This window comes from Stenotrophomonas muris (assembly GCF_052751275.1).
Window position 1 is genome coordinate 216,621 of sequence record NZ_CP199879.1, and the last position, 13,766, is coordinate 230,386.

Consider the following 13,766-nt stretch of genomic DNA (forward strand, 5'->3'; position numbering starts at 1 on the left):
CGCCGATGAACATCGAATCCATCGTCAACGCGATCCTTGGCGTCGTCTGGAGCCCCTACCTGGTGGTGCTGTGCCTGCTCACCGGCCTGTACTTCAGCGTCCGCACGCGCTTCATCCAGCTGCGTGCATTGCCGGACATGCTGCGCCTGATGTTCCGCCATGAGCGCTCCGATGCCGGCGTGTCGCCGTTCCAGGCGTTGTCCCTTTCGCTGTCCAGCCGCGTGGGCGTGGGCAACATCGCCGGCGTCGCCATGGCCATCGCCTTCGGCGGGCCCGGCGCGATCTTCTGGATGTGGATCGTCGCCTTCCTCGGCGCCTCGAGCGCCTTCATCGAGTCCACGCTCGCGCAGATCTACAAGGAGCGCGACGGCAAAGGACAATACCGGGGTGGCCCGGCGTACTACATCGAAAAAGGCCTCGGCCAACGTTGGTATGCCGTGCTGTTCGCATTGGTGACGGTGCTGGCGGGCGCGATGCTGGCCGGCACGCAGTCCAATGCGATCACCAGTGCGGTGAACGAAGCCTGGGACGTGCCGGTGATGACCACCACGGCGGTTCTGCTGGTGGTGCTGGGGGCCATCCTCATCGGCGGTGTGCGGCGCATTGCGCGCGTGGCCGAATGGGTGGTGCCGCTGATGGCCGTGGCCTACCTGCTGGTCGCGGCGCTGGTGATGGTGCTCAACGCGGACAGGGTGCCGGAGGTGATCATGCTGGTGCTGCGCAGTGCATTCGGCGTGGATGCGGCGTTCGGCGCGATGATCGGCACCGCCATCCAGTGGGGCGTGCGCCGTGGCGTGCTGTCCAACGAGGCCGGCATGGGCAGTGGTGCGCATCCGGCCGCCGCCGCGGAAGTCTCGCATCCGGTCAAGCAGGGCCTGGTGCAGTCGTTCTCGGTCTACATCGACACAATGGTGGTGTGCAGTGCGACCGCCTTCCTGATCCTGTCCACCGGCCTGTACAACGTCTACGACCCGGCGGTGAACGGTATTCCGGATGAGGCGCGCCTGCTGCTGGGCAATCTGCCGGGTGTCGAAGCCGGCCCACGCTTCGTGCAGCACGCGGTGGAATCGACGCTGCCGGGCTTCGGCCGTTCGTTCGTGGCGCTGGCGATCCTGCCGTTTGCGTTCACCACCATCCTGGCGCTGTATTACATGGCCGAGACCAACGTCAGCTATCTGTGCCGCGATCGGCCGGCGGCGTGGCTGATGGGCGTCTTCCAGTTGCTGTTCCTGGCAGCGACCGGCTACTCGGCGGTGAACAGTGCCACAGTGGCCTGGTCGCTGGGCGACATCGGCGTCGGCCTGATGAGCTGGCTGAACATCATCGCCATCCTGCTGCTGCAAAGGCCTGCCCTGGCCGCACTGCGCGATTACGAGCAGCATCGCCAGGCCGGCAAGGATCCGCTGTTCAACCCGAAACTGCTGGGCGTGCGCAACACCAGCGTGTGGGAAGGCTGACAGGATCGGGGTCAGATCCCTCGCCAGGGCGAGGGCTCTGACCCACGCCATTGCCCGGTGGGTGCGAACCTCGGTTCGCACCGCTCTTCCCGCTGCACTCGCCGGGCATGGCCCGGCGCCAGCGCATCACTCGTTCGGCGGCGTGGTCGCCTTGGCCTCGCTGCCGAAGCTGCCGTCGGCTTCCGCCGCCAGGTAGGCGAACACCGTATACGCGGCCACGTTCTGCGCCAGTGCCTTCGGGTCGATCTTGTCCAGCGTGTCGTCGGCGGTGTGGTGCAGGTGGAAGTAGTCCGAGCCGTCCTGCGCCAGCCACGCCCACGCACCGCCCTTGGCGGCCAGCGGGCCGACGTCCGGGCCCGGGCCACCCTTGTCGGCCTGGTACTCGATGCCCAGCGGCTTCATTACTTCGGCAATCTGCTTCGTCGCTTCACGTGAGCCTTCCGGATTCGGTGAACCAGTATTGAAGGCATAGATGCGGCCTGCGCCGAAGTCGCTCTCGGCGGCCAGCTGGTGCAGGGCCACGTCCTTGGCGTGTGCCTCGGCATAGGCCTTGCCGCCGTAGAGGCCCTGTTCCTCGTTGGCGAAGGCGATCACGCGGATGGTGCGCTTCGGTGCCTGCTTGAGCTGGCCGATCAGGTGGCCGGCGGCCATCGTGATGCCCACGCCCGCGCCGTCATCCACGGCGCCGGTGCCCAGGTCCCACGAATCCAGGTGACCACCGATCACCACCACTTCCTTCGGCAGGCTGCGGCCGGTGATCTCGCCGATCACGTTGTACGAGGTGGCGGTGCCGTCCCAGCCGCAATCCAGTGCCACCTTCACTGTGGTGCTGCCACGCGCCAGCAGGCGGGCCAGCTGGTCGGCATCAGGCACCGACAGCGCGGCCGACGGCACCGGGGTCAGGCCGTCATCGAAACGGGTGATGCCGGTGTGCGGCACGCGGTGCGAGTCGGTACCGGCCGAGCGCATCAGGAAGCCGACCGCGCCCTTGCGGATGGCTTCGGATGGGCCCTTGCTGCGGATCGCACCGCCGCGGCCGTAATCGCGGCCATCGCGGAAGGGCAGCATCTGGTAATCGACGAAGGCGATCTTGCCCTTCAGCGAACCTGCCGGTGCGGCCTGCAGCGCGGCCAGATCGGCGAAGCGCACCACCTCGGCTTCCACGGTGCCACCCGGGCTGCCGCCCAGTGCGGTGATCTGCAGCGGCTGCGGGTTCCTGCCGGTCACGGCGGCGTGTTCACTGCGGCGCTCCCATTTCGGGAATGTCACCGGCTCCTTCCAGACCTTGTCGAAGCCCAGGGCCTTGAACTTGGCTTCGGCCCAGGCAACGGCGCGGGCATCGGCTTCGCTGCCGGCGATGCGCGGACCAATCTCGGTGGTGAGCGACTCGACCACCTTCCAGCCGGTGTCATCGGCCAGCGCCTGGTCGCGCAGCTGCGCGGCGGTCGCCAGCGAGGCGGGGGGCAGGGTGGTGGTGCGCGGTGCCGCGAAGGCCGGGGCGGCCAACAGGGCGAGGGAGGATGCGATGGCAAGGACGCGGCGACGCATGGACAACTCCGGGAAGGGACCTAAGCCTTGGAGCTTAACAGTCGTTCAGCCCGGCGCATGGGCGGGAGGTCATGGCTGGCGCGGATGCTGTTTCCCGCCAGATGCAGCAAAGCGAAAGCCCCGCCGGAGCGGGGCTTTCGCCTGCTTCTGTAGAGCCGAGCCCATGCTCGGCTGCCTTTTGCAGATCAGCCGAGCGTGGGCTCGGCTCTACAGGTGGGAGGGGCGCCCATAGGCGCCCGGTACCCTTACTTCTTCAGGCTGTCGCGGATCTCGCGCAGCAGCACCACTTCTTCGGCCGGCGCCGCCGGTGCCGCTTCCTTCTTGCGCGACAGGCGGTTGATCGCCTTGACCACGATGAAGATCGCGAAAGCCACGATCACGAACTGGATGACGGTGTTGATGAAGTCGCCGTAGCCAACCACCACCGCCGGGATCTCCTTGCCATCCGGTCCGAGCCGGGCTGGCGACAACGTCCAGGCCAGGCTGGAGAAGTCCACGCGGCCGATCAGGTAGCCCAGCGGTGGCATGATGATCTTCTCGACCAGTGCGGTCACGATCTTGCCGAAGGCCGCGCCGATCACCACGCCGACGGCGAGGTCGATGACGTTGCCGCGCATCGCGAATTCCTTGAACTCGGTGAGCATTCCCATTGTTGTTTTTCTCCGGTGGGGAAGTGGACAGCGCGCAGGGTAGCGCAGGTGATGTCAGCCGGCGATCACGCCGTGGCGCTCGGCCACGTTTTCCAGGCGCGCGCTGAAGCGGTCGCCGGGCTTGAGCGCGGCCACGCCGGACGGCGTGCCCATGAACACCAGGTCGCCGGCACGCAGCTGCCACAGCTTGGACAGCTCATGCAGGATCTCCGGCACGTTCCAGATCATCTGGTCGAGCAGAGCCTGCTGGCGCACCTCGCCGTTGACCTCCAGCGACAGGTTCAGCGCGGCCAGGTCGCCGACTTCCTCGGCGTGGACGATTTCGCTGATCGGCGCGGAGGCATCGAAGCCCTTGGCCGCGTCCCACGGGTGGCCCTTGTCCTTGGCGGCGGCCTGCAGGTCGCGGCGGGTCAGGTCCAGGCCGACGGCATAGCCGTAGACCAGTGCGTCGGCATCGGCCACCGCCAGCTCGCCGACGGGCGCATCGCGGCCGATCGCCACCACCAGCTCCACTTCGTGGTGCAGGTTGGCGGTCGCCGGCGGGTAGGGGATGGCATCGTCGTGACCGACCACGATCGAATCGGCCGGCTTGCTGAAGAACATCGGGCGGCCGCGGTCATCGGCCGCCGGTACGGCCGCGCCCATTTCGCGGGCGTGGTCGGCGAAGTTGCGGCCGACGCAGTAGATGCGGTGCACGGGGAAACTGCCACCACCGGCTACCGGCACACGCGGCAGGGCTACGGCAGGGATCACATCGGAGACATCGGACATGCGGGCATCCAGGAAGGGCGTGCCCGCAGTCTAGAACGCATGGCGCCCGCCGTCAGCGGGCGCGCAGGAGGTGGATCAGCGCGAGGCCGGCAACACCGGCTTGCGTACCACGCGGTACTCGCCTTCGACCACGGTCGGGTCGACCGGGCGGGCAACACCCGGCTTGCGCGAGGCCAGCAGCTTCCACGCCAGGCCGACCAGGATCATCGCCGCACCGACGAACACACCGATGAACACCATCGCGGCCAGGATCGCCAGGCCAAGCAGGCCCACGGCAACGCGCACCAGCGGGTGGCGCGGCTTGCGCGGCGCGAACAGGGTGCGGAACTGGTTGAAGGCGGATGCGCGATTGAACATGGCGGCTCGATAGGCTGGGATCAGCGAAACCAGAGTATCGGGACGCGCCACTGTCATTGAGTGAAAAACTCGTTAAATATAGCCTGTGCTTATTACGGATCAATGACTTGTGTTCATGTCGCAGCCAGTCACCTGAGTGGGCATGCGACAATGCGGGTTTATCGTACGAGCCTTCGCCATGACTGCCGCTGCTGCCCTGATCGCCCTGGATGCCATTGCCGATGGCGCGTTTGCCGAGGTCGAAGCGGTGGTCGATGGAGATGCCGAATCGCTGGTGCTGTACCGCGACGGCGCGCAGGTGCGCGCATTCCTGAACATCTGCCCGCATGCCGGCCGCCGCCTGGACTGGGCGCCGGGGCAGTTCCTGAAGAGCCGCGAGGGCCACCTGGTGTGCGCCGCGCATGGCGCGTCGTTCGCGCTGGACAGTGGCGACTGCATCGCCGGCCCGTGCAAGGGCGACCGCCTGCGCGCGGTGCCGGTGGACGTGCGCGACGGGCAGGTCTACCTGGCTTGAGGCCAGAAGCAGTCGAGCACGGCTCGACGCTACAAAAGCCGTGTCGACCAAGGTCGACAGCTACCAGAGCGAGATCCGTGCCGACCAACGGTCGGCACCCACCACCAGCCGCGTGAAACTGTCGAAGGCGGCGGACTGTGGGTTTGCGGGGTGTGAGCGGCATGGATGCCGCGGCCAAGCCCCCATGGATGGGTTTACGGCGTCCCCGCAAACCCACAGTGCCCCGCCATCCCACGGAATGCCCGCTGTTGCTGTTGCTTCGGCTTCTGCAGGTGCAGGGCGCAGCCCTGCCGATCAAGTCCCTCAGAACATCAGGTTGATCATCAGCACCACCACGCAGGTGTAGATCAGCGACAACGGGCCGCCGACCCGCCACATCTCGCGCGGGGTGTAGTTGGCCGGGCCGGTGATCATCGAGATCACCGGGTTGGAGGCCGTCATCAGGTTGTTGGACGCCGACAGCGCCACGATCAGTGCGAACGCGGTCGGGTTGCCACCCGCCGCCAGTGCCAGGTTCACCGCAATGGGCACCATCACGATGGTCGCGCCCACATGGCTGATCACCAGCGAGAACGCCGTGGTCAGCAGCGCCAGCGCCACCTCCAGCACCCACACCGGAATGCCGGTCGGCAGCTTGTCGATGGTATGGCCGGCCACCCACGCGGCCGCACCGCTGGAGTCCATCGCCCAGCCGAGCGGAATCAGCCCGGCCATCATGAACACCGTCTTCCAGTTGATCGAGGCATAGGCCTCGTCCATGCGCAGCACGCCGGTCAGCAGCATGCCGGCCACGCCGGTCATCAGCGTCAGCGCCACCGGCAGCTTGCTGGTCAGCGCGATCAGGATGGTCAACGCGAAGATCGCCATCGCGATCTTGAACTTGTGCGGGCGCTGCTCGCCGGTCGGGTAGTCGGTCACCACCACGAAGTCGCGGCTCTTGGCAGCCTGCGCCAGGTCGGTCCAGATGCTGTGGAACACCAGCATGTCACCGGCGCGCAGCTGCACGTCACGCACGTCCTCGCGGATCACCTGCTTGTCACGGTTGATCGCCAGCAGGCTGATGCCGCGCTCCTTGCGCAGGCGCAGGTCGGCCGCACTCTTGCCGATCACGTTCGAGGTCGGCGGCACCACCGCCTCGGAAATGCCGGCGCGGCTGGGGTTGAACAGGTCGCCCAGGTGCTTCAGGCGCGAGGACATGCGCAGGAACTGGTTCTGCGCGAAGTCGCTGATCTGCTGGCGCGGGCCCATCGCACCGAGCACGCTGCCGACCCAGATGCGCATCTCCGCCGGCGGCGCCAGGCGGGTGTCATTGCCGGTCTTCAGGGCCAGCAGCAGTGGCGCATCGTGCAGGGTCTCGGCCTCGCCCAGGGTCATGCCGACCAGCGGGCTTTCGGCGCTGACCACCAGCTCGAACACATCGCCTTCGATGCCGTAGGTCTTGGCAAAGTAGCTCTCGGTTCGCGCCGGGGTGACCCCGTCGTTGACCAGGTTTTCTTCCTCGATCAGCTTGCGGTCGCCGTAGTAGCGGAAGTACAGCAGCGAGGCGACCAGCAGTGCCACGCCGATCGGCAGCGGCGCGAACATGCGCAGCGGCTCGATGGTGGCCAGGCCGGAGGGCAGGTTGTTGTTGGCCGAGGCCAGCAGATCGTTCAGCAGGATCAGCGGCGAATTGCCGACCATGGTCAGCGCGCCGCCCATCACGATCGCCGCCGAGATCGGCAGCAGCAGGCGCTGCATCGTCAGCCCGGTGCGCGCTGCCAGTCGCGAGGCGACCGGCAGGTACAACGCCATCACCGACGGGTTCTGCATGAAGGATGAGTTCAGGCCGGCGATGGCCGTGGTCATCATCAGCAGCCGCTGCTCGACACCGTGGCCGCGCCGCAGCAGCCAGGCGGCCAGCCGGTTCAGCGCCCCGGTGCGGTCCAGACCCGCACCGAGGATGGTGGTGGCGATGATGCTCATCACCGCGTTACCGGAGAAACCGCCGAAGATTTCCTCCGGCGCGATCAGTCCGGTGACACCGAGCACCACCAGCACCACCAGCGCGACCACGTCGGCGCGGATGCGCTCGAACAGGAACATCGCCATCGTGAAGCCGACCAGCCCGAGCACGAGCTTCATGTCGTTGGTCAGCGTCAGCGCGGTATCCATGTGGGGCGCGGCGTCCTCAGGCGATCGTCAGGTGCGGTCGTACAGCAGGTCCCAGACGCCATGGCCGAGCTTCTGGCCGCGGGTCTCGAAGTGGGTCTGCGGGCGCCAGTCCGGGCGCGGCACGCTGCCACGCGGGCCGGCACGGTTGACCAGGCCGGCGGTGGCATCGAGAACATCCCACATCTGCTCGGCGTAGTCCTCCCAGTCGGTGGCACAGTGCAGGCGGCCGCCCGGGCGCAGCTTGCGCACCAGCAGTTCGGCGAACGCCGGCTGCAGCAGGCGGCGCTTGTTGTGGCGCTTCTTGTGCCACGGGTCCGGGAAGTAGATGCGCACTTCATCGAGCGCGCCGTCGGCGATCTCGTTCTGCAGCACTTCCACCGCATCGTGGTGGTACAGGCGCACGTGGTCGGCATTGTCCTCGGCCAGCGCGTTCAGCAGTCGGCCCACGCCCGGGGCGTGCACCTCGATGCCGATGTAGTCGCGCGACGGGTCGTGCTGGGCGGCGAAGCGCAGCGCGGCACCGTTGCCGAAGCCGATTTCCAGCACCTTGTGTGCCGGGCGGCCGAAGGTGGCGTCCAGGTCACGCGGTTGGCCGGTGTAGTCGAGGCCGAAGCGCGGCCAGCGTTCGTCGAACGCGCGCTGCTGGGCAGGGGTGAAGCGGCCCTGGCGCAACACGAAGCTGCGCACCTCGCGGCGGCCCTCGCTCACGGTGAAGGGCTTGGGCGGGGCCTTGGAACCGGCGCTGTCAAAAGGATTGGTCATCAGCCGATCAGCCCATCCACCGGCGAGGAGGCGCTGGCGTAGCGCTTGCGCGGGATGCGCCCGGCAAGGAAGGCCTCGCGGCCGGCCTCGACCGCCTTGCGCATCGCACTGGCCATCAGCACCGGGCTGCGCGCACCGGCAATGGCGGTGTTCATCAGCACGCCGTCGCAGCCCAGCTCCATCGCGATCGCCGCATCCGAAGCGGTACCGACGCCGGCGTCGACGATGATCGGCACCTTGGCGTCTTCGATGATCTGCAGCAGGTTGTACTTGTTCTGGATGCCCAGGCCCGAGCCGATCGGCGCGGCCAGCGGCATCACCGCAGCGCAGCCGATCTCTTCCAGGCGCTTGGCCAGGATCGGGTCGTCGGAGGTATAGACCATCACCTCGAAACCGTCCTTGACCAGCTGCTCGGCGGCCTTCAGGGTCTGCATCACGTCCGGGTAAAGGGTCTTCTGGTCGCCCAGCACTTCCAGCTTGGTCAGGTTGTGGCCGTCCAGCAGCTCACGGGCCAGCCGGCAGGTACGCACGGCGTCCTCGGCGGTGTAGCAGCCGGCGGTGTTGGGCAGGATGGTGAAGCGCTCCGGCGGCAGCACGTCCAGCAGGTTCGGCTCGCCCGGGTTCTGCCCGATGTTGGTGCGGCGGATGGCCACGGTGACGATCTGGGCGCCAGCGGCCTCGGTGGCCAGGCGGGTTTCTTCCAGGTCCTTGAACTTGCCGGTGCCGGTCAGCAGCCGCGAGCCATAGGTCTTGCCGGCGATCACCAGCGAATCGGGGGAGACATGAACGTTCATGGCGCGATTATCGCTTATCCGCCTGAAGATGGGGTCACGCAGAGGGCGGGGTCGAGCGTGGGGTCAGATCCCTTTGCCATCGGCAAAGGGATCTGACCCCTGAACACCCGCGCAGGCCTCAGCCCCCGCCCAGCGCGTGCACGATCTCCACCACGTCGCCTTCGGCCAGGACGTGCTCGCCATGGCGGCTGCGGCTGACGATCTCGCCGTTGACCTCCACCGCCACCCGGCGCTGCAGCAGCTGCTCGGCCTGCAGCAGGTCGTGGAGGGTCGCCGAAGCGGGCAGGGTACGGGGTTCGCCGTTGAGCTGGATGTTCATCGCCGCATTGTCGCCGATGGCCTGCGCGGATCGGAACCCTTGCAAATTTCGTTGATCGCCAGCCCCGGCACAGCGTGGTCCAGCGCCCTCAGGCGACAATCCATGCGGCGGCGCAGCGTGAGCAAAACGCGGCGCAGTGGAACCATTCACCGTGCGGCGGCGTACGTCCGCCGGGTCCTCAACGATATCCCCACAGGAGTTTTTTACATGCTGCTCAGCAAACGCCCGATCCGCTCCCTGATGGCGGCCGCGATCGCGCTGGCCGCGCTTCCGGCCATGGCAGGCGAATCCCCCTATTCCAAGGCCGTGTTCTTCGGTGACAGCCTGACCGACGCTGGCTATTTCCGCCCGCTGCTGCCGGCCGATGTGCGTCCGGTGACCGGCCAGTTCACCACCAACCCGGGTTGGGTGTGGGCGCAGCAGGTCGCCAACTACTACGGCCTCAACGGCACGCCCAACGGCAATGGCCAGAACGGTGACAACTACGCCGTCGGCGGCGCCCGTGTATCGGCCGACGAAGCGGGTGGCCTCGGAGCCATTCCGTCGCTGAAGTCGCAGGCGACCCGTTACCTTGCTGCGAATGGTGGCAAGGCTGACGCCAATGCCCTGTACACCGTATGGGGCGGTGCCAACGATCTGTTCGCGGCCACGCGCGCAGCGGCCGGTGGTGCCTCGCAGGCCCAGGTGCAGGGCATCATCGGCGCCGCGGTCACCGACCAGATCGCGCTGGTGGGCGCCCTGAAGCAGGCCGGTGCCCAGTACGTGCTCGTGCCGAATCTGCCGGACGTGGGCATCACTCCGCAGTTCCGTGGCCCCAACGCCGCCGCCGCCACTGCACTGTCGGCCGGTTACAACAAGGCCCTGTACGGTGGTCTGAAGCAGGCGGGCATCGAGTTCATTCCGCTCGACACCTTCAGCATCCTGCGTGAAGTGACCGCCAACCCGGGCATGTACGGCTTCACCAACGTCACCAGCACCGCCTGCAAGATCGATCCGGCCAACTCGACGCAGAGCATCCTGACCTGCAACCCGACCAGCTACGTCAGCCCGGATGCGGCCAACACCTACCTGTTTGCCGATGGTGTGCACCCGACCACTGCCGGTCATCAGCTGCTGGGCCAGTACGCGGTCTCGGTGCTGGAAGGCCCGCGCCTGCAGCAGGTGCTGAGCCACTCGGCACAGACCATCGGCCGCTCGCGTGCCGACCAGGTCAGCATGCACCTGGGTGGTCGGCCGGCTGACGGCCTGTCCTGGTGGGGGGGCGTGCGTGGCGACCTGCAGCGCTACGACCACGCCGACCTGTACGACGGCCTGGCCCCGGCCGGCCTGTTCGGTATCGACTGGGCCCGCGACGGCATGGTGTTCGGCGGTTTCGCCGGCTTCGGCCGCCTCAGCGCCGACTTCGGCAATAGCCGTGGCGACTTCACCCAGAAGGACACCACCGCAGGTCTGTTCGCCGGCTGGTACGGCGATCGCATCTGGGTGAACGGCCAGGTCAGCTACACCTGGCTGTCCTATGACGTTAACCGCAAGGTCCAGCTGGGCCCGGCCACCCGTGAGCACGGTGGTTCGCCGGACGGCAGCAACCTGACCGCCGCCCTGAACGCCGGTTACGAGTTCGGCACCGAAGGCGGCTTCCGCCACGGCCCGATCGCCTCGGTGATCTGGCAGAAGGTGAAGATCGACGGCTACACCGAAAGCGCCGCGGCCGGCACCCTGGCCACCGCACTGGGCTATGACCGCCAGAACGTCGATTCGACCGTCGGCCGCCTCGGCTGGCAGGCCCGCTTCGATGGCGGCGCCGTTAAGCCGTACGCGCAGGTGACCTACGATCACGAGTTCGAGGACACCAAGCAGGCCAGCGCCTGGCTGCAGACCCTGCCGGAACTGGGCAACTACCGCGTGCCCGGCCTGAACTTCGACAAGAACTACGCCACCGTCGTGCTGGGTGCCCGTACCGAACTGTTCGGCCTGCAGAGCAACTTCGGCCTGAGCGCGTCGACCGGCCAGAAGCGCGCGCAGGACGCCACCCTGTTCGCCAACTTCAGCGGCACGTTCTAAGCAGCACCCGCTGGGGTCGGATCCCTTTCCGCAAGGAAAGGGCTCTGACCTGTTGCGCCGGGGGTCGGATCCGTTTCCGCCAGGAAACGGCTCTGACCCCATTGCGGCATGCTGCCATTGCGCAACACTGGCCCAACCGCATAGACTTTCACCCGCAATGCGGGCGTAGCTCAATGGTAGAGCTGTAGCTTCCCAAGCTACTGACGTGGGTTCGATTCCCATCGCCCGCTCCAATCACGCCACGCGTGTAGACAGAAGGCCGCTCATCAGCGGCCTTCTGCATTTCTGATTAGTTTCATATCCACGGCCATCCGCGCCCGGTTAGCGTTGCCGCATTTCCTACACGGGACGCAGCGCATGGAAACGAAGGACGACGTCGTCGGCAGCCTTCATGAGATCTACAGGAACTCCGGTGCCGGCACCTCCCGCCAGCTGGCGGCAGTGCGCGCACTGGGTCGCGCCGGTGGGCCGAAGGCCGCGCAGCTTCTGTGGCAGATCTATGAGGGGACCTCGGCCGGATCGGTCACGCAGATGGCCTGCATCGCAGCGCTGGGTGAATCCGCGCGCGGGTTCTGAAGCGGAACCAGCCCGCATGGTGATGCGGGCCTGTGGTGTATCCGGCGATGGTTACTCTTTCGCCGGAATCGTCGCCGCAGGAGCCGGCCACTACCGGCGCAGGCGGCACGGGCCAGGCATCATCCACCCGCCACACGCCCGCGCTATGCTTCGCGCCTGCCGACCGATCCCACCGCGATGAAGCTCGCCATCCTGTCCCGCAACAGCTCCCTGTATTCCACCCGTCGGCTGGTCGAGGCGGCGCGCGCGCGCGGCCACACCGTGCGCATCCTGGACCCGTTGCGCTGCTACATGCGCATCGCCGCCGATGGCTTTTCCATGCACTACAAGGGCCGGCCAATGACCGGCGTGGACATGGTCATCCCGCGCATCGGTGCCTCGATCACCCGCTACGGCACCGCGGTGCTGCGCCAGTTCGAGCTGATGGGCGCGCGCACGCCCAATCCGTCCGACGCCATCCTGCGTTCGCGCGACAAGCTGCGCGCGCACCAGCTGCTGGCGGCCAAGGGCATCGACATGCCGGTCACCGTGTTCGGCGACAACCCCGATGACACCGTCGATCTGCTGTCCATGCTCGGCCCGCCGCCGCATGTGGTGAAGCTCAATGAAGGTACCCAGGGGCGCGGCGTGATCCTGACCGAGAAGGCCAGTGCCTCGCGCGGCATCGTCGAAGCGCTGCGCGGCCTGTACGCCAACTTCCTGATGCAGGAATTCATCGGCGAGGCCAAGGGGGCCGACCTGCGCTGCTTCGTGGTGGGCGACCAGGTGGTGGCGTCGATGCAGCGGCAGGCACCGGAGGGCGACTTCCGCTCCAACCTGCACGCCGGGGGTACCGCTGTGGCGGCCAAGGCCAGCCGTGCCGAGCAGCAGGTGGCGGTGCGTTCGGCCAAGGCGCTGGGCCTGTCGGTCTGCGGCGTGGACCTGATCCGTTCCGCGCGCGGCCCGCTGGTGCTGGAGGTCAACTCCACGCCCGGGCTGGAAGGCATCGAAGCGGCCTGCGGGGTCGACGTGGCGACACGCATCATCGAGCACGTAGAGAAGATCAAAAAACCCTGATTATCCATGGGGTTATGATTCTCACCGGCAAATGATCCGGGCCTTTAACGAGGCTTTAATCGGATCGGGCGTAGGCTTCAGCGAACCGCAGCTCTGCCTCTCAGCAGGATCGGTATCGGGATACGACTTCAGGCCCAGGCGGGTGCACCGTCTGGGCCTTTTTTATGCCTGTCGGCCCCATGCCCAAGGTCTCTTGTGGAGGCCGCGTGACGGTCGTAGAGTTGGCCCTTCGTTCCGGGATGGATCGGGAGGTTGGCGATGTACCGCATCATGATGATCGCGTTGCTGCTGGGCCTGTCTGGCGCTGTTGCCGCCAAGCCGGAGAAAGTGGCTGTACAGATGGACCGGCAGGGCTCGGTCGCCGAGCAGATGCGTCAGGTGGAAACCGCCCTGGCCGCCCCCGACTATGCCGAACTGTCCGCCGAGGATCGCGGCCAGGTGCAGCAGTCGCTGTCGCGTATCCGCCAGCACATGGGCGAACGCCAGACCGTGCAGGAGCTGCCGCCGCAGCTGCAGGCCGAGGTCTTCAACGAGCAGGAACGCATCAACACCCTGTTGGCGCGTGGCCATGAAGACAGCCGGCAGATCTGCAGGTACGAACGCACCACCGGCAGCAACATGCCCAAGAGCCGCTGCCTGACCGTGGCCGAACGGCGCCGGATCGAAGAGAAAGGCAAGGCGCTGATCAACGACCAGCGCAGCTACAACACGCTCAGCCCACCGCCCGCCGGGCGTTGACCGCACCGCCCT

The 13,766-nt window shown here is 67.1% G+C and carries 14 protein-coding genes and 1 tRNA gene; 7 read left to right on the forward strand and 8 right to left on the reverse strand.

What is annotated here, in order from left to right; translation table 11 throughout:
* The first annotated feature begins 5 nt into the window (after nucleotides 1-5).
* Nucleotides 6-1,457 (forward strand): alanine/glycine:cation symporter family protein, encoded by a 1,452-nt coding sequence (locus ACUVWL_RS00875; RefSeq protein ID WP_049440414.1) that lies wholly within the window; start codon nucleotides 6-8, stop codon nucleotides 1,455-1,457.
* A 126-nt stretch (nucleotides 1,458-1,583) separates the two neighbouring features.
* Here ACUVWL_RS00875 and ACUVWL_RS00880 read toward each other — a convergent pair whose 3' ends face one another.
* The 4 genes from ACUVWL_RS00880 to ACUVWL_RS00895 all read right to left on the reverse strand — a co-directional run bounded on the left by ACUVWL_RS00880 (nucleotide 1,584) and on the right by ACUVWL_RS00895 (nucleotide 4,783).
* Nucleotides 1,584-3,005 carry a M28 family peptidase gene (locus ACUVWL_RS00880; protein WP_032957185.1) on the reverse strand — a complete coding sequence of 474 codons (1,422 nt, stop codon included), beginning with the start codon at nucleotides 3,003-3,005 and terminating at the stop codon, nucleotides 1,584-1,586.
* Nucleotides 3,006-3,250: 245 nt separating this feature from the next.
* Nucleotides 3,251-3,655, reverse strand: coding sequence for a large-conductance mechanosensitive channel protein MscL (gene mscL / locus ACUVWL_RS00885; protein WP_005418809.1), 405 nt, complete (start codon nucleotides 3,653-3,655; stop codon nucleotides 3,251-3,253).
* 54 nt (nucleotides 3,656-3,709) lie between these two features.
* The gene (locus tag ACUVWL_RS00890) at nucleotides 3,710-4,426 is read right to left on the reverse strand and encodes a fumarylacetoacetate hydrolase family protein (RefSeq protein WP_445978751.1); all 717 of its coding nucleotides are present in this window, start codon (nucleotides 4,424-4,426) and stop codon (nucleotides 3,710-3,712) included.
* A 75-nt stretch (nucleotides 4,427-4,501) separates the two neighbouring features.
* A complete protein-coding gene (locus ACUVWL_RS00895; protein WP_005410817.1) occupies nucleotides 4,502-4,783 on the reverse strand; it encodes a hypothetical protein in 282 nt (93 codons plus the stop codon).
* A 178-nt stretch (nucleotides 4,784-4,961) separates the two neighbouring features.
* Here ACUVWL_RS00895 and ACUVWL_RS00900 point away from each other — a divergent pair, with 178 nt between their 5' ends.
* Nucleotides 4,962-5,297, forward strand: coding sequence for a Rieske (2Fe-2S) protein (locus ACUVWL_RS00900; protein ID WP_012511947.1), 336 nt, complete (start codon nucleotides 4,962-4,964; stop codon nucleotides 5,295-5,297).
* 303 nt (nucleotides 5,298-5,600) lie between these two features.
* On the opposite strand, the gene ACUVWL_RS00905 is transcribed toward ACUVWL_RS00900, so the two are convergent.
* The 4 genes from ACUVWL_RS00905 to thiS form a co-directional block, all read right to left on the reverse strand.
* A complete protein-coding gene (locus tag ACUVWL_RS00905) occupies nucleotides 5,601-7,448 on the reverse strand; it encodes an SLC13 family permease (RefSeq protein ID WP_032957191.1) in 1,848 nt (615 codons plus the stop codon).
* 27 nt (nucleotides 7,449-7,475) lie between these two features.
* A complete protein-coding gene (gene trmB / locus ACUVWL_RS00910; RefSeq protein WP_019660186.1) occupies nucleotides 7,476-8,210 on the reverse strand; it encodes a tRNA (guanosine(46)-N7)-methyltransferase TrmB in 735 nt (244 codons plus the stop codon).
* A complete protein-coding gene (locus ACUVWL_RS00915) occupies nucleotides 8,210-9,004 on the reverse strand; it encodes a thiazole synthase (RefSeq protein WP_005418798.1) in 795 nt (264 codons plus the stop codon). The genes trmB and ACUVWL_RS00915 overlap by 1 nt, the downstream gene beginning before the upstream one ends.
* 118 nt (nucleotides 9,005-9,122) lie before the next feature.
* Complete coding sequence (gene thiS / locus ACUVWL_RS00920) at nucleotides 9,123-9,323, reverse strand: sulfur carrier protein ThiS (protein WP_005418796.1); 201 nt, start codon at nucleotides 9,321-9,323, stop codon at nucleotides 9,123-9,125.
* Nucleotides 9,324-9,563: 240 nt separating this feature from the next.
* Between thiS and ACUVWL_RS00925 the strand changes: the two genes are divergently transcribed.
* From ACUVWL_RS00925 to ACUVWL_RS00945, 5 genes are all read left to right on the forward strand, one after another.
* On the forward strand, nucleotides 9,564-11,384 hold the full coding sequence (locus tag ACUVWL_RS00925) for an autotransporter outer membrane beta-barrel domain-containing protein (protein WP_288496540.1): 1,821 nt from the start codon (nucleotides 9,564-9,566) through the stop codon (nucleotides 11,382-11,384).
* A 159-nt stretch (nucleotides 11,385-11,543) separates the two neighbouring features.
* Nucleotides 11,544-11,617, forward strand: a tRNA-Gly gene (locus ACUVWL_RS00930).
* A 124-nt stretch (nucleotides 11,618-11,741) separates the two neighbouring features.
* Nucleotides 11,742-11,960, forward strand: a complete 219-nt coding sequence (locus tag ACUVWL_RS00935; RefSeq protein WP_032957205.1) for a hypothetical protein — start codon at nucleotides 11,742-11,744, stop codon at nucleotides 11,958-11,960.
* Nucleotides 11,961-12,137: 177 nt separating this feature from the next.
* Nucleotides 12,138-13,016: a 30S ribosomal protein S6--L-glutamate ligase gene (gene rimK / locus ACUVWL_RS00940; protein ID WP_005418651.1), complete on the forward strand. Its 879-nt coding sequence runs from the start codon at nucleotides 12,138-12,140 to the stop codon at nucleotides 13,014-13,016.
* Nucleotides 13,017-13,274: 258 nt separating this feature from the next.
* Nucleotides 13,275-13,754 carry a hypothetical protein gene (locus ACUVWL_RS00945; protein ID WP_032957208.1) on the forward strand — a complete coding sequence of 160 codons (480 nt, stop codon included), beginning with the start codon at nucleotides 13,275-13,277 and terminating at the stop codon, nucleotides 13,752-13,754.
* Nucleotides 13,755-13,766: the final 12 nt, after the last annotated feature.

Excerpts from the sequence above, each read along its gene's own strand:
- ACUVWL_RS00875 (WP_049440414.1), top strand. The coding sequence starts at position 6 with ATGAACATCGAATCCATCGTCAACGCGATCCTTGGCGTCGTCTGGAGC.
- ACUVWL_RS00880 (WP_032957185.1), bottom strand. The coding sequence starts at position 3,005 with ATGCGTCGCCGCGTCCTTGCCATCGCATCCTCCCTCGCCCTGTTGGCC.
- mscL (WP_005418809.1), bottom strand. The coding sequence starts at position 3,655 with ATGGGAATGCTCACCGAGTTCAAGGAATTCGCGATGCGCGGCAACGTC.
- ACUVWL_RS00890 (WP_445978751.1), bottom strand. The coding sequence starts at position 4,426 with ATGTCCGATGTCTCCGATGTGATCCCTGCCGTAGCCCTGCCGCGTGTG.
- ACUVWL_RS00895 (WP_005410817.1), bottom strand. The coding sequence starts at position 4,783 with ATGTTCAATCGCGCATCCGCCTTCAACCAGTTCCGCACCCTGTTCGCG.
- ACUVWL_RS00900 (WP_012511947.1), top strand. The coding sequence starts at position 4,962 with ATGACTGCCGCTGCTGCCCTGATCGCCCTGGATGCCATTGCCGATGGC.
- ACUVWL_RS00905 (WP_032957191.1), bottom strand. The coding sequence starts at position 7,448 with ATGGATACCGCGCTGACGCTGACCAACGACATGAAGCTCGTGCTCGGG.
- trmB (WP_019660186.1), bottom strand. The coding sequence starts at position 8,210 with ATGACCAATCCTTTTGACAGCGCCGGTTCCAAGGCCCCGCCCAAGCCC.
- ACUVWL_RS00915 (WP_005418798.1), bottom strand. The coding sequence starts at position 9,004 with ATGAACGTTCATGTCTCCCCCGATTCGCTGGTGATCGCCGGCAAGACC.
- thiS (WP_005418796.1), bottom strand. The coding sequence starts at position 9,323 with ATGAACATCCAGCTCAACGGCGAACCCCGTACCCTGCCCGCTTCGGCG.
- ACUVWL_RS00925 (WP_288496540.1), top strand. The coding sequence starts at position 9,564 with ATGGCGGCCGCGATCGCGCTGGCCGCGCTTCCGGCCATGGCAGGCGAA.
- ACUVWL_RS00935 (WP_032957205.1), top strand. The coding sequence starts at position 11,742 with ATGGAAACGAAGGACGACGTCGTCGGCAGCCTTCATGAGATCTACAGG.
- rimK (WP_005418651.1), top strand. The coding sequence starts at position 12,138 with ATGAAGCTCGCCATCCTGTCCCGCAACAGCTCCCTGTATTCCACCCGT.
- ACUVWL_RS00945 (WP_032957208.1), top strand. The coding sequence starts at position 13,275 with ATGTACCGCATCATGATGATCGCGTTGCTGCTGGGCCTGTCTGGCGCT.